This is a genomic window from Ruegeria sp. HKCCD6647-2 (assembly GCF_057221075.1).
Window position 1 is genome coordinate 305070 of sequence record NZ_JBWVBD010000001.1, and the last position, 19311, is coordinate 324380.

17 protein-coding genes are annotated in these 19311 nt (G+C 58.9%); 10 read left to right on the plus strand and 7 right to left on the minus strand.

Annotation, left to right across the window (positions count from 1 at the left end; translation table 11 throughout):
- Nucleotides 1-44 precede the first annotated feature (44 nt).
- Nucleotides 45-863 carry a sulfotransferase family protein gene (locus tag AC2TDJ_RS01430; protein ID WP_480838521.1) on the minus strand — a complete coding sequence of 273 codons (819 nt, stop codon included), beginning with the start codon at nucleotides 861-863 and terminating at the stop codon, nucleotides 45-47.
- Between the two features lie 142 nt (nucleotides 864-1005).
- Here AC2TDJ_RS01430 and AC2TDJ_RS01435 point away from each other — a divergent pair, with 142 nt between their 5' ends.
- On the plus strand, nucleotides 1006-2583 hold the full coding sequence (locus AC2TDJ_RS01435; protein ID WP_480838523.1) for a DUF5928 domain-containing protein: 1578 nt from the start codon (nucleotides 1006-1008) through the stop codon (nucleotides 2581-2583).
- 39 nt (nucleotides 2584-2622) lie between these two features.
- Here the strand turns inward: AC2TDJ_RS01435 and amaB are convergent, their stop codons facing one another.
- From amaB to AC2TDJ_RS01450, 3 genes are all read right to left on the minus strand, one after another.
- Nucleotides 2623-4134 carry an L-piperidine-6-carboxylate dehydrogenase gene (gene amaB, locus AC2TDJ_RS01440; RefSeq protein WP_480838524.1) on the minus strand — a complete coding sequence of 504 codons (1512 nt, stop codon included), beginning with the start codon at nucleotides 4132-4134 and terminating at the stop codon, nucleotides 2623-2625.
- A 3-nt stretch (nucleotides 4135-4137) separates the two neighbouring features.
- Nucleotides 4138-5244: a saccharopine dehydrogenase family protein gene (locus AC2TDJ_RS01445; RefSeq protein ID WP_480838526.1), complete on the minus strand. Its 1107-nt coding sequence runs from the start codon at nucleotides 5242-5244 to the stop codon at nucleotides 4138-4140.
- Nucleotides 5245-5376: 132 nt separating this feature from the next.
- Entirely contained in the window at nucleotides 5377-6381 is a 1005-nt protein-coding gene (locus AC2TDJ_RS01450) for a LacI family DNA-binding transcriptional regulator (RefSeq protein WP_480838528.1), read from the minus strand.
- 256 nt (nucleotides 6382-6637) lie between these two features.
- On the opposite strand from AC2TDJ_RS01450, the gene AC2TDJ_RS01455 reads away from it, so the two are divergent.
- The 9 genes from AC2TDJ_RS01455 (at nucleotide 6638) to AC2TDJ_RS01495 (ending at nucleotide 15660) form a co-directional block, all read left to right on the plus strand.
- Nucleotides 6638-7939: an extracellular solute-binding protein gene (locus tag AC2TDJ_RS01455; protein ID WP_480838530.1), complete on the plus strand. Its 1302-nt coding sequence runs from the start codon at nucleotides 6638-6640 to the stop codon at nucleotides 7937-7939.
- Nucleotides 7940-8014: 75 nt separating this feature from the next.
- Nucleotides 8015-8896 carry an ABC transporter permease subunit gene (locus AC2TDJ_RS01460; RefSeq protein ID WP_480838532.1) on the plus strand — a complete coding sequence of 294 codons (882 nt, stop codon included), beginning with the start codon at nucleotides 8015-8017 and terminating at the stop codon, nucleotides 8894-8896.
- A 126-nt stretch (nucleotides 8897-9022) separates the two neighbouring features.
- The gene (locus tag AC2TDJ_RS01465; protein WP_480840183.1) at nucleotides 9023-9811 is read left to right on the plus strand and encodes an ABC transporter permease subunit; all 789 of its coding nucleotides are present in this window, start codon (nucleotides 9023-9025) and stop codon (nucleotides 9809-9811) included.
- A gap of 12 nt (nucleotides 9812-9823) precedes the next feature.
- The gene (locus AC2TDJ_RS01470; protein WP_480838534.1) at nucleotides 9824-10864 is read left to right on the plus strand and encodes an ABC transporter ATP-binding protein; all 1041 of its coding nucleotides are present in this window, start codon (nucleotides 9824-9826) and stop codon (nucleotides 10862-10864) included.
- Nucleotides 10865-10875: 11 nt separating this feature from the next.
- Nucleotides 10876-11865, plus strand: coding sequence for an endonuclease/exonuclease/phosphatase family protein (locus tag AC2TDJ_RS01475; RefSeq protein ID WP_480838536.1), 990 nt, complete (start codon nucleotides 10876-10878; stop codon nucleotides 11863-11865).
- A gap of 4 nt (nucleotides 11866-11869) precedes the next feature.
- Entirely contained in the window at nucleotides 11870-12115 is a 246-nt protein-coding gene (locus tag AC2TDJ_RS01480; RefSeq protein WP_480838537.1) for a hypothetical protein, read from the plus strand.
- On the plus strand, nucleotides 12096-13208 hold the full coding sequence (locus AC2TDJ_RS01485; protein WP_480838539.1) for a fumarylacetoacetate hydrolase family protein: 1113 nt from the start codon (nucleotides 12096-12098) through the stop codon (nucleotides 13206-13208). The genes AC2TDJ_RS01480 and AC2TDJ_RS01485 overlap by 20 nt, the downstream gene beginning before the upstream one ends.
- 13 nt (nucleotides 13209-13221) lie before the next feature.
- Nucleotides 13222-14724, plus strand: a complete 1503-nt coding sequence (locus AC2TDJ_RS01490; protein WP_480838541.1) for an aldehyde dehydrogenase (NADP(+)) — start codon at nucleotides 13222-13224, stop codon at nucleotides 14722-14724.
- A gap of 93 nt (nucleotides 14725-14817) precedes the next feature.
- Complete coding sequence (locus tag AC2TDJ_RS01495) at nucleotides 14818-15660, plus strand: fumarylacetoacetate hydrolase family protein (protein WP_480838543.1); 843 nt, start codon at nucleotides 14818-14820, stop codon at nucleotides 15658-15660.
- 79 nt (nucleotides 15661-15739) lie between these two features.
- Here AC2TDJ_RS01495 and AC2TDJ_RS01500 read toward each other — a convergent pair whose 3' ends face one another.
- The 3 genes from AC2TDJ_RS01500 to AC2TDJ_RS01510 are packed head-to-tail and all read right to left on the minus strand — an operon-like array spanning nucleotide 15740 to nucleotide 19301.
- The gene (locus AC2TDJ_RS01500) at nucleotides 15740-17212 is read right to left on the minus strand and encodes a heme biosynthesis HemY N-terminal domain-containing protein (protein WP_480838545.1); all 1473 of its coding nucleotides are present in this window, start codon (nucleotides 17210-17212) and stop codon (nucleotides 15740-15742) included.
- Nucleotides 17213-17222: 10 nt separating this feature from the next.
- Complete coding sequence (locus AC2TDJ_RS01505) at nucleotides 17223-18455, minus strand: COG4223 family protein (RefSeq protein WP_480838547.1); 1233 nt, start codon at nucleotides 18453-18455, stop codon at nucleotides 17223-17225.
- 54 nt (nucleotides 18456-18509) lie between these two features.
- Nucleotides 18510-19301 (minus strand): uroporphyrinogen-III synthase, encoded by a 792-nt coding sequence (locus AC2TDJ_RS01510; RefSeq protein ID WP_480838549.1) that lies wholly within the window; start codon nucleotides 19299-19301, stop codon nucleotides 18510-18512.
- Nucleotides 19302-19311: the final 10 nt, after the last annotated feature.

Genomic DNA, 19311 nt, shown 5'->3' on the forward strand with positions numbered 1-19311 from the left:
CGTCAGAAACAATGACGATAGGCGGGAGCGTTCGCCCCCTTTGCTCAGTCGCCCAGTTTGGCGTGAACCTCGTCCAGATCGATCTCTCCAACCGGCATCTTGTTGCCCGGATTCTCGAAGTCGTATTTGAACAGTTCGAAATCCTGTTTGTAGATCTCATAGACCAGATGCATCGAGAGATCGTCAAAATAATCCTCGACAGGATGGGCGCGCTTGGGTCCGTGGCCTTCGGATTCGTTGAAACGCGGGATTTCTGACAAGGTCACAGGGTGCGCCGTTTGCAGATTGTCCAATACGCCCTGCATCCCGTCGTTGAACTTCTCGGTCCAGAAGATGCGGTCGTACCGCCCCCCATTCGCAATCAGTGTCGAAACATGGCCTGACATGGCCGACCAGTGAATATCCGGGTCCATGGGCCTTCGCCAACGGATCGTATCGCGGGCAAACAACAGAAACCGGCGAAAACTTGCGATCTGGTCGAATTCGCCCTTGCCGTCGTCGCCACCGACTTCGATCCCGTAATTGTAAACCAGCGTCGGTACAAGGTTACCGCGATAGCGTTTTCCATTGCGCTGAATGCCGCAAATCTTATCAAAAAAAGAGCTGAGGATGCGGGTGTAGGGATTACGAACACAAGTGAACGTATACGCTCCATGCGACTTTACGGTCCCGGCAATCACATCCTGACTGCCATCAAACGCCCATTTGTGCATGCCATCCTGGGCGTCATGGATATCGCCATCAAAGAACTGTCCGTGATCGGAAAAATACATGATCTGCCCGATGGTCGAGCAGGCACATTTGGGCACCACGCGATAGACCATGCTCTGGCTTTCGGTCATCCATGTCCCGGGAAAACCCATTCGCTGCGCCTCCTTCGCCGGTTCGGTCTCAGGCCGATACTCAGGCATTCGACGTAAAAGAACCAAAAATATTCTGTTTATTCAATTGCCCATCCTCAGTATCACGGTTGGAAACGAGCAGAAATGAGAATTGCGGACCCCCATGGCAAAGATTGCCTATATTTTGCTGTGCCACAAAGACCCTGATGCAATCATCGCGCAGGCAGAGCAATTGACCGCCGCTGGCGACTGCATGGCCATCCATTTTGATGCGCGCGCGAAAGCAGTAGACTATGCGCGCATCCGCGATGCCCTGAAAGACAATCCGAATGTCGTGCTTGCGGGCAAGCGAACCAGATGCGGATGGGGGGAGTGGTCGCTGGTTCAGGCGACGCTTTATGCAGTTCAGTCGGCCGTCGAGGCGTTTCCCCGCGCCACGCATTTCTACATGCTGTCCGGCGATTGCATGGCCATCAAAACGGCGGAGTATGCGCATCGCTTTCTGGATGACAATGACAAGGATTTCATCGAAAGCCACGATTTCTTTGAAAGCAACTGGATCAAGACCGGCATGAAAGAAGACCGGCTGATCTACCGGCATTACTTCAACGAACGCACCCAAAGCGGCCGGTTTTATGCGGCTTATGAAGTGCAGAAACGCTTTGGTCTGACACGAGAGATTCCCGCGGATCTACAGGTCATGATCGGCAGCCAGTGGTGGTGCCTGCGCCGCCGGACAATCGAGATGATATTGACGTTCCTGCGGCAACGGCGGGATGTCGTCCGGTTTTTCTCGACCACATGGATTCCGGATGAGACGTTCTTTCAGACGCTGGTCCGCCACCTGATCCCGCGGGAAGAGATCGAGAACCGCACACTGACCTTCCTGATGTTCTCGGATTACGGGATGCCGGTCACGTTCTATAATGACCACTACGACATGTTGCTGAGCCAGGATTACCTATTCGCGCGGAAAATCAGCGCCGAGGCGCATGAGCTGAAAGACCGGCTGGGCAGGATGTACGCCAGCGAAGGGGTCGCATTTCAGGTCTCAAACGAAGGGCGCAGCCTCTACAGTTTCCTTGCCGGACGGGGGCGCGTCGGTCGACGGTATGGAAAGCGGTTCTGGGAGGCGGCGAATACGCTTGGGCCCGAGCGCGACATATACCTGATTGTCTGCAAAAAGTGGCATGTCGCAAAACGTCTGGTCGACCAGATCGCGTCGGAAACCGGTATTCCCTGCGTCGAGTATCTGTTCAATGAACTGGGCACTCCGCTGCCCGATCTGGGCGGGATCGAAACCACCTTGATTAAGCGCTCGCGCCACCGGCGCGCTCTTGTTCAGATGCTGTATGACCATTTCAATTCGGATCGACTGGTATTGTGTCTGGACCCCTCGAACCTGGACATTGTTCAGGATTTTTGCGCGGATCAGGCTCGGACGCACGTGCTCGAGATCGAGTGCGACTATTCCGACGAATACCTGATAGGTCATGCGCGGCGCGTCGGGTTGGCCGGTGAGGCGACCCCCGTCAAAACCGTAGAACGCCTGTTGCCCACCATCCGCAATGACATTGCCTATGAATCCGAGCAGATCCGCGGCGCCGGATTCGACGGTTACTTGCGGTTGCGAGAATCCGCATCGAAGGCAGACAATGAAGTCGCGGTCGCCGGATTTCTCGGGGTCTCAGCCGACACGGCGCAGGCCATCATGCGACTGGATTACCTGTTCTCGGATTAAGACCCGGCAACGCATTGAGGCGCCGCCGGGTCAAGGCGATCAGATGTCGAACTTGACGCCTTGCGCCAGCGGCAGCTCGGCAGAGTAGTTCACAGTGTTGGTCTGGCGACGCATGTAGGCCTTCCACGCGTCCGAGCCGCTTTCACGTCCGCCGCCGGTTTCCTTTTCGCCGCCGAACGCGCCACCGATCTCGGCGCCCGAGGGGCCGATATTGACGTTGGCGATTCCGCAATCCGAACCCGCTGCGGTCAGGAATTGCTCCGCTTCGCGCATGTTCAAAGTGAACACGCAGGAGGACAAGCCTTGCGGTACGTCATTCTGGATTTCCAAAGCCTGATCAAATTCGTCATAGCCCATCACATAGAGGATCGGGGCAAAGGTCTCGGTTTTCACCGTCTCTGTTTGTCCCGGCATCTCGACGATGGCCGGCTCCATATAGACGCCGCCGGGAACACCTTCGGTCACGCGGTTGCCGCCGAAAACAATGCCTCCGTCGACCTCGGCCGCTTTCAGGGCGGATGTCATCGCGGTGCCGGACGCTTCGTCGACCAGCGGACCGACCAGAGTACCGTCGGCCAACGGATCGCCGATCGGCAAGCCGGCATATGCCTTTTTCAGACGCGCAACCAGTTCCTCTTTGATCGAGTTATGCACGATCAGGCGTCGCAGTGTGGTGCAGCGCTGGCCGGCAGTCCCAACCGCCGAGAACACAATGGCACGCACCGCCATTTCAAGATCAGCCGAGGGGCCAACGATCATCGCGTTGTTGCCGCCCAGCTCAAGGATGCATTTGCCGAACCGCGCCGCAACGATGGGCGCCACCGCCCGTCCCATACGGGTCGAGCCCGTGGCCGAAATCACCGGGACATCCTCGCTGGCCACCAACGCCTCGCCCAGTGCAGCACCACCGATCAGGGTTTGCAGCAACCCGTCCGGCGCATCGCCGAAACGCGCCAACGCGCGTTCAAAGATCTTCTGGCAGGCCATCGCGGTCAGCGGCGTTTTCTCGGAGGGTTTCCAGATCACCGGATCGCCACAAACAAGCGCCAGCGCTGCGTTCCACGACCAGACGGCAACCGGGAAATTGAAGGCCGAGATGACGCCGACCGGACCGGCGGGATGCCACGTTTCCATCATCCGGTGTCCCGGACGTTCGGACGCGATGGTCAGGCCATAAAGCTGGCGCGACAGACCCACGGCAAAGTCGCAGATATCGATCATCTCCTGGACTTCGCCCAGCCCTTCCGAAGTGATCTTGCCTGCCTCCCAGCTGACCAGCGCACCCAGATCATCCTTGGCGGCGCGCAACTCTTCACCCAGCAGCCGGATCAGTTCACCGCGTCGGGGTGCCGGCACCACACGCCAGTTTTTGAAGGCCGATTTGGCTCGGGCGAAAATGGCGTCCATGTCCGAAACAGGTGTTTCGTGCACTTCGGCCAGCAGGCTGCCATCGATGGGTGACGTCACCCGCAGCGATCCTCCGGTCAGTTCCTCTTGGGTCAGGCCCAGGTTCGCAAATGTATTTTCTGCTGTCATCGTTACGTCTTTCATGTCTCAGGCCGCCTTGTTCTGTTGGGTTACATCACCAGCCCGATACAGCTGGCCGAATTCGGTGTTCAGGAAATCGCTGAGCTTCACTTGCTCCTGCCGGACAAAACCTTTTGAAGGCAGCGCACCGGTGCGCACCAGATCGACAACACCCAGCACGCCTGCGGCGGTTGTTACCTGAATGGCGCTCCAGACCTGGCCGTCAATTTCACGCGCAAAGGATTTGTTGATCAGCGACTTTTCCCGCAGTTCACCGTCGATGACGCCCTTGGCCGTGCAATAGACCAGAACAACGTCCTGATCGGTGCGCGGTAATGCGGCCTCGAAGATCTCTTTCAGCAGGTCGCGGCGGCGTTCCAGCCCCAGATCATTCAGCAGCAGTTTCAGGATGTCGCAATGGCCCGGATAACGGATCGAGCGATAAGATACGGCGCGTGCCTTGCCTTCCAGCGTTTCGGGCAAAGTGCCCAGCCCGCCCGACGTGTTGAAGCATTCATATTCCACACCGTCATGGCCCAGAACCTCGTAATCCTCCAACGGGGCGGTCTTGACCAGTTCGCCATTCACGATGGCATCGCAGGGGTTGCAGTATTCGTTGATCAGGCCGTCGGTCGACCAGGTCAGATTGTATTTCAGTGCATTGGTCGGGTAGAGCGGCAGCGCACCCACCCGCATATGCAGGCTGTCAATTTCATCAAATTCCGCTGCCAGTGCGGCCCCGGCAATGCCGACAAATCCCGGCGCCAGACCACATTGCGGCATGAACGCCGTGTTGCTGTCCTTGGCAAGTTCTCGCACGGCGTTGGTCGCGGCCACATCTTCGGTCAGGTCAAAGTAATGTGCGCCGGCCTCTTTCGCGGCCTTTGCGATCTTTGGCGTCAAAAAGAAAGGGGCGGCTGAGATCACGGCATCAAACCCTGCGAGGCCAGCGGCCAGCCCTTCTTCGTTCTTGGCGTCGATCTGCTTGGTGCCAACGCCCATTTTGGCAATTTCACCCAATGCTTTCAGATCATGATCTGCAACGGTCACGCTGTAGTTCCGAGACCCTTTCAACAGGGTCGCAACCATCTGCCCGATCTTGCCGGCCCCAACGATACAAACATTCCAGTTCAAAACGCGCCTCCATACTTCGTTTTGTTCAAGTCTGAAGGAAAGCTTGTTCGGAGAGCAGCGTGTATCTTGACGAAATCACGGATTATCTTGACGTACCGACGGAAAATTCGACGATTTGCCGAAAAACACCGCTCAATGACTACTCCGCAGGATCAATTCTGTTTCCAAGAGCACTTGCTCTTCGGGCTTGTCCGGGTCGTCTGCCCTGCGGTCCAACAGCCCGATCACTGCGCCGACCAGTTCCGGGATCGGGTTGCGTAGTGTGGTCAGCGAGAACGCGGGCCAGGCCGCCATGGCTATGTCATCGAATCCCAGCACCGAGACATCGGCGGGAACGTTTCGCCCGCTTTCCCGCAACGCCGTCATGGCGCCGATCGCCATCGCGTCATTTGCACAGACCAGCGCATCAAATGAAGCGTCCCGCATCAGACGTTCGGCTGCATCATATCCACTCTGAACCGTGAAATCGCCGGTTTCTTCGGCTATCAGCGACAATCCCCTGGACGACAACGCCGCACAAAGCCCTTCCCGACGCCAATGCGACGAACCGAAATACGCTGGCCCGCCGATATAGGCGAAGCGAGTACGGCCTTTGTCCAGCAAGGCCACGGTGCCACGCCGCATTCCGTCGGAGTTTCGGCAACTCACATTATCAACACCGGGCGCATCCAATTGACGACCGCTGGAAATGACCGGAATGCTTAGCTTTCCGCAGGAATTCACGATATCTTCGTTCATACTGCCCGAGCGCAGGATAATCGCCTCTAACGGATAGCGCAGAACGTTCGAAACGGCTTCGCGCGCTGTATCCTCGGTTCCTCCGATCACAATGGGCCAACGGCCTGCACCGCACAGCCCCGTGGTCAGGTGTTTGAGAACTTCCTGATCATATTCGTTCGGCATTTCGCCGACGAAGATCGCCACAAGGTTCGACCCACCCGCCTGCAGGTTGGCCGCCAGTGCGTTGGGGCGATAGCCCAGTTTCTCGGCCGCCTTCAGGATTGCCTTGCGTTTCTTGTCATTCAGGTAGGCGCCCGGAGTGAACGCCCGCGATACCGCCGAACGGGATGATCCTGCCAGCTTTGCCACATCTTCGGCGGTAACCCGTTTCGCCCGGGATCCGGTTTTGGGCTTCATCTCAAACGCTCACACTCAATTTTTCGAATTCGTAAAAATACTTCACATTCGTCACAGCCACGTTACAGTGCGGCTGTATGTGAACACGTGTGCAGATTTCATGCAAGCAAAACTGGGTTGAGAACCGTGATTAATTTCAAAGGCTTAGTCCGGGGCACAAGCGTGGAATCACGTGCTTATCTATTTGGAGTTGCAGATTTCTGCGGGCCAAATCATCCCAATACGCCCTTTGGGCTTCTCTGAACGGAGATACAAAATGACTCGTCTGACTATCGCCACAGCCGCTGCCGCGACGCTGCTGTCCGGCGCAGCCTTTGCGGAAACCGAAATCACCTTGTGGCACGCAATGGGCGGTGCGCTGGGTGAAACCGTCAACCAGATTGCTGCGGATTTTAACGCCAGCCAGGACGAATATGTCGTCACCCCCGTGTTCAAGGGAACCTACGAAGAAGCCCTGACCGCCGGTATTGCAGCCTTCCGCGCGGGCGAGCAGCCCAACATCCTGCAGGTGTTCGACGCCGGTGCAGCCACAGTCATCGGTGCCAAAGGCGCGACCATTCCGGTTCAGGATCTGCTGACAGAAAACGGCGTGGCCTTCGACATCGAAGACTACATCTCGGGCGTGCGTTATTTCTATGCCGACAGCGACGACAAGATGATCGGTATGCCGTTCAACTCGTCCTCGCCCATCATGTATTACAATGTAGACGCGCTTGAAAAAGCCGGCGTGACACCGCCGAAAACCTGGGAAGAATTCCAGACTGTCACCGCGCCTGCACTGAAAGATGCCGGGTACACCGCGCTGTCGCAGTCGCACTTGCCCTGGATCTTCACCGAAAACTTTATGTCGCGCCACGACCTGCCGTTTGCCACCAACAACAACGGCTATGATGGCATCGACACTAAGATCCTGGTGAACAATGACGCCATCAAGGCGCATTTCACCGCTGTTCAGGACTGGCAGAGCAACGGTTACTTCGAATGGTTCGGTACCGGCTGGGGCGACAACCAGACCCCGTTCGAAGAAGGCAAGGTTGCGATCTGGCTGGGTTCGTCGGGTTCGTTTGGTGGCCTGTCCAAGAAAGACCTGCCATTTGAGTTCTCGGCCACCTACCTGCCCTATTGGGAAGCCGTGACCACCGAACCCAAGCAGACCTTCATCGGAGGTGCGTCGCTGTTCGCAATGGCCGGTAAACCTGCGGAAGAAAACGAAGCAACCGCTGCTTTCTTTGAATTCCTGACTTCGCCCGAAACCCAGTATTTCTGGCACAAGGAAACCGGTTATGTGCCGATCACCGAAGCCGCTTATGAGCTGGCCAAGTCTGACGGTCACTATGAAAAGATGCCCGCGGCCGAAGTTGGCATCAAGCAGCTGTCGCTGCCGGCCGGTGACAACACCAAAGGCTATCGCATGGGGTTTTATGTTCAGATCCGTGACGTGATGAACCGTGAATACGGCCGCATCCTGACCGGTGAAACTTCGGTTGAGGAAGCGTTCCAGAACATCGAGACCGAAGCCAACCAGCTCCTCGAGCGTTTTTCGAAAACCCAAGGGTAATCTGATATCCTGAACGGGCGCGGCGGCCGCAGGATTCTGTGGTCGCCGCCCTTGTTGAATGAAAGGAAGGCCGGCATGAAGCGCGCAGGCTTTGACACGAAGTGGCTGCCCATTCTGCTACTGCTGCCACAGCTCATCATCATCGCGATATTCTTCTATTGGCCCGCGGCGCATGCGATCCAGTCATCGATGTTTCTGCAGGATCCGTTCGGATTTGGGTCAACCTTCGTCGGCATCGATAACTACACCGATCTGGCGGCAAATTCGGAATACCGTCGCATCGCCTGGTTCACCGTGATCTTTACGGTGCTTGTCACCTTCTTCTCGCTGGCGCTGGCGTTGTTGTTGGCGGTCAAGGCGGACAAGGTCATCCGCGGCGCGCGCAGCTATCGCACACTGCTGATGTGGGTCTATGCGGTCGCGCCCCCGGTCGCTGGCTTCATTGGCCTGATCATGTTCGACCAGAGCTGGGGCCCGCTGACCGAATTTGCCAAGAAATTCGGCTGGGACTTCAAGCTGGGTGTCAACTACTTCGACACTGCCACCGCCATGATCAGCGTCTCGGTCTGGAAACAGGTGCCGGTCAATTTCATCTTCTTCCTGTCGGGCCTGCAATCCATTCCGCGCTCGGTGCGCGAGGCTGCGCTGATCGACAACGGATCCGCGATGAGCCGTTTCTGGGACGTGACCTTCCCGCTGCTGGCGCCAACCGGGTTCTTCCTGCTGATCATCAACATCACCTATTCCCTGTTCGACACGTTCGGTGTCATCGACACGCTGGTGAAGGGCGAGCCGGGCAACAACCCGATGACACTGGTCTACAAGGTCTATGTGGACGGTTTCCGCGGCAATGACCTGGGTGGGTCTTCCGCGCAATCGGTCATTCTGATGGTGCTGGTTCTGGCCTTGACCGTCTTCCAGTTCCGGCTGGTCGAACGCCGTATCCATTACACCTGAGGGTTCGTCATGACACATGTTCATACTGCACAGAATGTCGATGCCTCGACCCCCACTGCGTCCCGGCGCCGGATCCGGCTCAGCGATATCGGTGACCATCTGGTGCTAATCCTTGGGGCGCTGTTCATGCTGCTACCGTTGGTCGTGTTGTTGCAAATGACGACCATGCCGGATGTCGAGGTCATCAAGACCGGCCCCACCTTGCAGATCGGCGATCAGCTTGGCCCCAACTTTGACAAGGCCATGTTCGAGGCATCAGGCTTTTCCGGCAAGAACACCGGAACCAGCATGCTGATCAATTCGTTCATCCTGGGCATCGGGTTTGCGGTGGGCAAGATCATCATCGGGATGATGGCGGCCTATGCTATTGTCTATTTCCGCCTCCGCTTTGCAACACTGGCGTTCTGGATCATCTTCACTACGCTTCTGCTGCCGCTTGAAGTGCGTATCTTGCCCTCGTACGAGGTGATTCAGAAACTTGGAATGCTGAACACATATCAGGGCCTGATCATTCCCCTGATCGCCTCGGCCACGGCGACGTTTTTCTTCCGGCAGTACTACCGCTCGGTCCCCGAAGAACTGGTCGAGGCGGCGCGCATCGACGGGGCTGGCCCGGTCAAGTTCTTCATCGATATTCTGGTGCCTCTCAGCCGCACGATGATCGCCGCGATGTTCATCATCATGTTTGTCTTCGGCTGGAACCAGTATTTGTGGCCGACCATGATCACCACCGAAGAGGACATGTTCACGCTTGTCCGCGGCATCAAACAGATCACGCAGGACCTTGAGGGAACCAATATCCCCGAATACGGCCGCGCTAACATGCTGGCATTCATCGCCATCATCCCGCCGGTCTTCGTCGTCATTTTCTTCCAAAGCTGGTTCGTCAAGGGCCTGACGGAATCCGACAAGTAAGGAAAAATACCCATGGCTCAGGTTTCCCTGAACTCTATCCGCAAGCTTTATCCCAACGGGTTCGAGGCGGTCACGCCCTCCAGCTTTCACATCGACGATGGTGAGTTTGTCGTACTTGTCGGCCCGTCCGGCTGCGGCAAGTCCACCCTGCTGCGCATGATCGCCGGGCTCGAGGACATCACCGAGGGCACACTGCTGATCGACGACCGCGAGGTGAACAACATCGACCCCGCCGATCGTGACATCGCGATGGTGTTCCAGAACTATGCGCTCTATCCCCACATGACCGTGCGCAAGAACATTGCGTATGGTCTGAAGAACCGCAAAACTCCGGCGGCCGAAATCGATCGCAAAGTTGCCGAAGCCTCGGCGCTGCTGAACCTTGACGACTATCTGGATCGCAAGCCCTCGCAACTGTCCGGCGGTCAGCGCCAGCGCGTCGCAATGGGTCGCGCCATCGTGCGCGATCCGGCCTTGTTCCTGTTTGACGAGCCACTGTCAAACCTTGACGCAAAACTGCGCAACCAGATGCGCATCGAGATCAAAGCCCTGCAACGCCGTCTGGGCGTGACCTCGATCTACGTCACCCATGATCAGGTTGAGGCGATGACCATGGCCGACCGCATCATCGTGATGAACAGCGGCAAGATCGAACAGATCGGCACCCCGGCCGAGGTCTACCACGCTCCGGCCTCCACTTTCGTGGCGGCCTTCATGGGTGCGCCGCCGATGAACCTGCTGAACGCGCAAGCCAGCGGCGGCTCGGTACGTTTTGCCGACACTCACATTGCGGAAGGTGCGCCCACCGACGGCCCGGTAACCTTGGGCATCCGGCCAGAGGATCTGCTGCTGGACCCGGCCGGGCCGCTGTCGATCAACATCGACATCATCGAGGAACTGGGCGCGCATCGCCTGTTGCACGCTTCGATCGGACAGGAAAAACTGACGGTGCATGTGGGCAAGGATACCGAGGTCTCACCCGGCCCTGCCAACCTGTCGGTCAAACCCGGCGCGGCATCCCTGTTTGCAACTGAGACCGGAAAACGCCTTTGACTCACACCGTTATGACTTTGCCGCTGGTCTCGGAGGCCGAGCACCAGCGCATCCTTACGGCGCCCCGCACCGCTGAGGCCCACCGCGCATTGCTGGCAGATCTGCCGGCCATGAACCTGCTGCAAACAGGCGGTGAGGCACCGGAATCAAGTCTGCCAACAGAGATATCGGTTGTCGCCTGGAACCTGGAACGTTGCCTGTTCCCCGAGGAAAGCGCCAGCCATCTGTGTCCTTACATGCCGCAGGTCGTGCTGCTGTCCGAAATGGACCATGGCATGGCCCGTACTGCGCAGCGTCACACAACAGAGGACATGGCCCGCGCGCTGGGCATGACCTATGCGTACGGGGTCGAGTTTCACGAGCTCGACCTCGGTGGCCCAACCGAACGGGCCTATTGCACTGACGATTTCAATACCCGCGGTTGGCATGGGAATGCGATCCTCAGTTCGGTTCCGTTTGAACGGCTTGCGATGCTGCGACTGGATCAGGACGGTCACTGGTTCATGACCGACGGGGGTGCTGGCGACCCCGATCAGCCCCGGGTTGGCGGGCGCATGGCGCTTGCTGCGATATTGCAAGGCCAGGACGAGCCGGTCTGTGTCGTCTCGACCCATCTGGAAAGCAACTCGGGCGCGGACCTCCGCGCAGCACAATTCGATGCGCTGCTGGATATGCTGGACCAGTTCGCGCCGGATATGCCCGTGATCATTGGCGGCGACCTGAATACCGGAAATCACATCCCCCCAAACTTTGACTGGCGGGAAGAGACCTTGTTCAATGTCGCGGAAAATCGGGGCTATGACTGGTCCTGCTCACCCGAAGGCATGACCACGCGGCCCAGCCTGATTACACCGCATCCAACAAGGCAGATGCGGCTGGACTGGTTCTGCACGCGCGGGTTTACCTGTATCGACAAACGGCGGGTGTCTTCCCTGACCGAGGAAGGCAGGCCGCTGTCCGATCACGACGCCGTCTGGTGCCGGGTTGTTCCGAACGCTTAGCGCTATGACCCTGTTGCGACCGGGGTCCCAGACCTCGGTCCTGACCAGGAATCCCGGGCCGGGTGTCGGTCGGACCACGCCCGATGCTTCTGGATTTCGTCGATCAAAACTGGATACCGGGCAATATACGTTCCTTGGCTGGGTCGGCGCTAAAGGCGCGTTGACGACTGGCGCCCGGGAGGCCATCTTCGGCCTGAATGCAGCCGGGGCCTTCGATCTCAGGGACAGAAATGAATTTTCCGACACTTGATCCAAGCGGATTGTGGCTAGGGCGCGTCGACCGCGCCGGGCTTGGCCCTTGCGTCGTTACCCTGCGGGATGGGCAGGTCGTGGACATCACATCCAGGACCGCACCGACCATACGCGATGTTCTGGAACGAGACGACGCCGTGGAATACGTGCGCGCTGCTGCGGGCGAAGACATCGGTGGGCCGGATGCCGGGCACCAATGGCTTGCCCCCTGCGATCTGCAATCCATCAAGGCTTGTGGTGTGACCTTTGCCGGCTCAATGGTCGAACGGGTGATCGAGGAAAAGGCCGCAGGCGACCCTTCGAAGGCCAGGGCCATCCGCAACCGCATCGGCGCACGTATCGGTGAAAGCCTGTCGAACATTGCCCCCGGATCGGATGCAGCATCACAGGTCAAAGAGGCGTTGATATCCGAAGGGCTTTGGAGCCAATACCTCGAAGTTGGCATCGGCCCGGATGCCGAGATATTTTCCAAGGCGCAGGTGTTGTCCTCGGTGGGTTTTGGCGCGGATGTCGGCCTGCATCCGATCTCGACCTGGAACAATCCCGAGCCCGAAGTGGTTCTGGCGGTGACTTCGAAAGGACAGATCAAGGGTGCAACGCTGGGTAATGACGTCAACCTGCGCGACGTCGAGGGGCGTTCAGCGTTGCTGCTTAGTAAGGCGAAGGACAATAACGCCTCATGCGCCATCGGGCCGATGATCCGATTGTTCGACGACGGCTTCACACTGGACGATGTGCGCCGGGCCGAACTGACACTGACCGTAACCGGACCGGACGGATTTGTTCTGAACGGCACCTCGTCCATGTCCCAAATCAGCCGCGATCCCGCCGATCTGGTGGCGCAGACGATCGGGCGGCATCACCAATATCCCGACGGGTTGATGCTGTTTCTCGGAACCCTCTTTGGACCGACACAGGATCGCGATACGCCGGGGGGAGGGTTTACCCACAAGCTGGGAGATATCGTCACGATTGCCAACGACCAGCTGGGCGCGCTGACCAACACCGTGCGCCTGTCGACCGAATGTCCCGAATGGCGGTTTGGGGCGTCTCATCTCATGCGAAACCTGGCCCGTCGGGGCTTGATTTAGGAAAGACTTAAACATGTTGACCGGAAAACATCTGATCGCGGGGACCTGGGTTGGCGCGGACGCCACTTTCACTTCGAGCCCCGCCCATGGACCAAGCCGCGAGTTCGCCATTGGCACGCCTGCGGATGTGGATGCCGCCGTCAGCGGGGCCGAGGACGCCTTTGCCACCTTCGGCTGGTCTTCCCGCGCCGAGCGCGCCGCGCTGCTGCGCGCCATCGCCGATGAGATCGACAGCCGGGGGGATGCGATAACAGAAATCGGCACTCAGGAAACCGGTCTGCCCGAAGCCCGATTGCAGGGCGAGCGGGGGCGCACCGTCGGCCAGCTGCGCCTGTTCGCCGATCATATCGAAAAGGGCGACTATCTGGACCTGCACCACGATCCGGCCCTGCCGGACCGCGCACCGCTGCCCCGGCCCGATCTGCGCATGATCCAGCGCCCGCTGGGGCCGGTTGCGGTTTTCGGAGCATCGAATTTCCCGCTGGCCTTTTCGGTTGCCGGCGGAGACACGGCGGCAGCTTTGGCTGCGGGTTGTCCGGTTGTTGTTAAAGGGCACCCGGCGCATCCCGGCACCGGTGAGATCGTTGCGCAGGCCATCGACGCAGCGTTCAGGTCGACGGGTGTTCATCCCGGTGTCTTCTCTTTGATCCAGAGCAACGGGATCGAGGTCGGCACCGCGCTGGCGCAGCACCCGCTGATCCGCGCGGTGGGCTTTACCGGCTCGCTGCGCGCCGGTCGCGCGCTTTTCGATCTGTGTGCCGCCCGACCTGAACCTATCCCGTTTTTTGGAGAGTTGGGTTCGGTCAACCCCATGTTCATATTGCCCCATGCGGCCGCTGTCCGTGGCGCCGAGATTGGCAGTGGCTGGGCCGGGTCGCTGACCATGGGCGCGGGCCAGTTCTGCACCAATCCCGGTATCGCGGTACTCATTGACGGACCAGGGGCGGACGCGTTCCAATCCGCGGCCGAGACGGCCCTGTCTGCCGTCGCCGATCAGACCATGCTAACCGACGGTATCGCAAACGCCTATCGCGAGGGCGTATCACGGGTAGCTGCCGGAACCGGCATTACTCAGGTGATCGGCAGCAGCTGTGAGGCTCGCCACGCGGCGCCCAATTTGTTCACTGTCACCGGCGATGACTGGCTGGCCGACCATACTCTGCAGGAAGAAGTGTTTGGTCCGCTTGGGATTATCGTCCGTGCCCGCGATGAGGCGCAAATGCATCAGATCGCCCGCGCCGTCGAAGGTCAGTTGACCTGCACCCTGCATATGGACGACGCGGATGTAGACTCTGCCCGCGCCCTGCTGCCCTTGCTGGAGCGCAAGGCCGGTCGCCTGCTGGCCAACAGCTTTCCCACCGGTGTGGAAGTTTGCGACAGCATGGTTCACGGTGGTCCCTACCCGGCATCGACCAATTTTGGCGCGACCTCGGTCGGAACCCTATCAATCCGTCGCTTCCTGCGCCCGGTCTGTTACCAGGACATCCCGGCAGATCTGTTGCCGGAGGCAGTCTGACAACCGGTATGATCACCCACACGTCAATACTCGACCGATCGGCCGATTGCCTTCAACTGTGACTGCACGATCCGAGGTGAAAGGAACCCGTGAATGAAACTTCTACGTTATGGCGCTGCGGGCACGGAAAAACCCGGCCTTCTGGACAGCGGCGGTGCGATCCGCGACCTGTCCGGTATAGTGACAGACATTTCCGGTGAAGTGCTGAGCGACGAACGTCTGGCCGAACTGCGCCAGATCGAACCAAACAGCCTGCCTCTGGTTGAGGGTGACCCCCGCATTGGCGCTTGTGTCGGGCAAGTCGGCAAATTCATCTGCATCGGTCTGAACTATGCCGATCACGCCGCAGAAAGCGACATGGAGTTGCCGCAGGAGCCGGTGATTTTCCTCAAGGCGACCTCGGCCATCATCGGCCCCAACGATACGGTCGAAATACCTCGTGGATCGGTCAAGACCGATTGGGAGATCGAACTGGGTGTCGTCATCGGCAAAGAGGCCAAATACGTCTCGGAGTCGGAGGCGATGGGCCATGTTGCCGGCTATTGCGTGATCAATGACCTGTCGGAACGCGATTTTCAGCTGCACCGCTCGGGCCAGTGGGTGAAAGGCAAATCAGCGGATACGTTTGGTCCCATCGGCCCGTGGCTGGTGACACGGGACGAGATCGCCGACCCGCAGAACCTGCCGATGTATCTGGAGGTGAACGGGCGCCGATATCAGGACGGCTCGACCAAGACGATGCATTTCGGTGTGGCGACGATCATTTCGTACCTGTCGCACTTCATGTCACTGCAGCCGGGCGACGTGATTTCCACCGGGACGCCGCCGGGTGTTGGCATGGGACAGAATCCGCCGGTTTACCTCAGACCGGGAGACAAGTTGGAGCTTGGTATCGAAGGCTTGGGGATACAACGCCAGAACGTCGTCGCTGGTTGAGCGATAAACTGTAGGCATCCGCCATTCGAAATGCCGACGTCAGCCCGTAATGCGTGAACCCAAATGAACGCGACGGGCCTTATGCCTGCTTCTCAGCTTCTTTCTCAATCGGATCGGCATCGGCCTCGATCACGTCTTCGTTTTCTTCCACCTGTTCCGGTTCGGCTTTGTCCTCGAGCGCGCCGACGATTAACGGCAACATGTGAACACCAGTTGCGCTTGCAATTTCCGGGGTTTGCGGCGTTTGCCAGCTGAGCGTATCGAAGCTGTGGCAATTCTGGCAGACCGGACCCCATTCAGCCTGAATGTCGTGGCAATTGTTGCAGACCCACTGCGGCCCACGCGGTGCATTCAGTGCCCGGGCCAGCCACCCCTGCACGACAGCATCGGATGCGCCTTCACCCCGTTCGATCGCCGCCATCAGTGTATAGGCCCGCGCATCGCCCTGTTTTTCCACAACATCACCCAGGGCGCGGCGCGCCTCGGGGAAGTCTTCGGCGACAATGTTAAGCTCGGCCAGGATCAAGCGGGTTTCCATGTTTTCAGGATGAATGCGGGTCAGCGCCGTGAAACGTTTCACCCGGTCCTGCGCGGATTCGTCCGGCGCAATTTCAGCGAAAGCATGAGCGAGGTCAGGATGCGGCTGAACCTCCCATGCTTTTTTCAGGATCTTGGTCGCCGCGCGCGGTTTGCCCTTGGCGATATAGGCCCGGGCGGCCATGGCGGCAGCCGGAACCAGATCGGGTGACAGGCGGTTGGCCTCAATCGCGTGTTCTTGTTGTTCGACTGTTGCAGTGTCATCCAGAATATCCTTGGCCTCGGACAGGGCCAGAACGGCGTCGCGACGCTTGAATACGTCACGCGGCAAATACCCCGCCTTCAGCTTTGACGTCAGCGTCGAACGTGCCCCGGCCCAGTCCTGCGCCTTGGTTTGCAGGTTCAGCAGCACATCCTGTGTTTCTTCGTGGCGCGGCTTGATGGCCAGTGCCTTTTCGGCGAGTTTTCGGGCCGTTTCATCATCACCCTCGGCCAGTTTCTGCTTCATGATGCCACGCACACCGACGAACCGGGTCGCATTATTGGTGACCAGCTTTTTGTAAGTCTCGGATGCCTTTTTCGTGTCGCCGGTCATCTCAGCCGCCTGCGCTACCAGCAGGTTGGTCAGTTCGGGCTTGTTCAGCAGTTTTTCGGCCTTGTTGGCCTTGGTCATGGCCATGCGCCCTTCGCCCGAAGCCAAGGCCATCAACCCATCGGCCAGCGCCTGATACCCGCGCTTTTCGCGGCTGCGGTCGAAATAGCGGGATAGGGCGGTTTCATCACCGTTGAGGAATTTCAGCGTTGCAACCAGCAGGCTGAGCAGTTTGAAAAACAGCCAGACCGCAAGAACCAACACGCCCAGCGCGATCACCGATTGCAACGGGCCCAGCGTGTATTCCGTGCCCGCAACGGTAATTTGAACCCCGCCGCTGGTTTCCATCAGGTACCCTGCGCCCATGGCCAGCAGGCCGATAATCGCAACAAAAACAAGGATCTTTAACAATGACCACAGCATGGCAGGTCCTTCACTTCGAGTTCGCGCTTGCAACAAGCGCATTCGCGGCTTCAACTGCGGCCACACGTGTTTGGGCCGTTTGTTCCCAGTCAGCCATCGCAGATTGCGCGGCCTCGGGCAGAGACTTGAGTTCCGTCAGCGCGGTCGAAACGTCGCCATCCGCCAGGGCCGCCTGCGCCCTTGACAGGACCGCATCCGGGTCATCGCCGTCCTGAGGCGTCACCGACCGGGCGCCAGTTTGGCGTTGCAGGAACGCCACCAGCCCGGTCCCCTTATCCGCGTCCCGCGCATCGGCCAGTGCGGTTCGCGCCGCCGGAGCGTAAGACGCGCGAAGGGCCGAGATCGTCGCAACCCCCTTGTCTGCCGGGGCGGACAGTGCATCCGGCACCGTCATTCCTCCCGCCTGAAGCTCGGACACAAGATCGGAATACGGTTGCCCCGCGTCCAGCTTGCCGACCAATCTGGACAGAATGGCCGTGTTGGCCGCGGCTTGCGCATCGGCGGCGGCCTTGGATTCAAGGGCTTGCGCGTCAGCGACCATCTTTTCAACCTCGGCGCGCTGCGTTGCCAGTGAATCCTGAAGTTTCTTCAACTCCGCCTCATAGGCCGCCACGGCCTCTGGCGAAGCGCCTTCGGTGACAGGCCGTTTTTCCAGCGCGCTCAACCGCTGGGCCAATGGATCGATCTTGCCCGTCAGTGCATCGACACTGGACTTCACCCCGCCAAGATCGCTTTCCAAAGGTGTCAACTTGTTTGTCAGGTCCGTCACCTGATCGGCAAGGCCGGACAGGTCCGGGCTGTCGGACAGGGCTTTCGACAACTTGGCAATCTCTGCCGATTGATCGGCCAATTTCGCCTCAAACGCGGCAATTGCGTCCGAAGTGTTGGTGTCATTGGCAAACAGACCCGCATTTCCAGCAGCAAATCCGATTGCCGCCGCAATGACACCGCCGATCAGCGCCGGAACAAACCCGCCTCGTTTTTCGACCGTGCGTTCAACGATCTTCTCTTCCACCGGTGCGGACGTCGTTTCGGCTTCGGCTTCGGCTTCGGCTTCGGCTTCGGCTTCGGCTTCGGCTTCGGCTTCGGCTTCGGCTTCGGAATTTGCCTCCTCAACCGGCTCTTCCGCGTCAAGGGATGCGTCTGCGTTTTCCGGCTTGGGCTGAGGTGTTTCGTCCTGAGCCATCTCGTCCGGATTAGGGTTCTCTACCGGTTCCTGATCGGATTTCTTCTTACCAGCCACCGTCGCATTCCCCTTATCGATTCTAAAAAGACCTGAACTACGGACCAGACCAAGTTAATCTGCGCTTGGCGCGCTCTCAACCCGCATCGCAAGTTTCACAAGCTTTTTAACGGCTTTCCGCATTTTTTTGGGTGTGGGTTCCTTGGCGACTTTCAGGCGGCTGTAGCCCAGATTTTCAAGGGGTTCAGCCGTTGCTTCGCTGATTGCCGCCAGCCACAAGGGCGCGGTTCCTGTCCAGACATCGGCAAATTGTCGCGCCGTTCGGGGCGAGAATAAAGGCGCAAGAACCGTGGTGTCTCCCGCGATTGCCATTTTGGCTTCGTCCGAGAAGGGAAGCAGATTCTGCCGGTAAACCGGCTGCTCGCGCACTGTCAGGCCCGACTCTGTCAACCGTTCTGCGACGTTTCCCCGACTGTGTTCGCCGCGTAGATGTATCAAGGGGCTTTCCGGCCGTATCTGCAGCAAGGTTGCAATCAACTCTTCCGCAGTACCGCCCGCCATTTGTGCCTGCCATCCCGCGCCCATTGCGGCTCCGGTTGTCGCAGGCCCTACGCAAAAGGCTGGTAGATTTCGATCCACCCCCAGCGAGACTGCGGCATTAACGGCGTTGGCTGAAGAGAATATCAGCCCCCGGATACCGTCCATCTGGACCCGAACCGGTAGTGCCTTGATCTCGATCAGAGGAGAATGAATGACCGTCACCCGCGATCTGGTGCGGGCCGGCAGCTGCGCAACGAACCTCTCCGAGGCGGCGCGAGGGCGGGTCATCAACAAATACAACAGGCGGCGCCTTCGGCCTTGGGATTGTTTGCGTCCGCGCAGGGTGATACCCCGCTTGGCAGTCATGATGCAACGG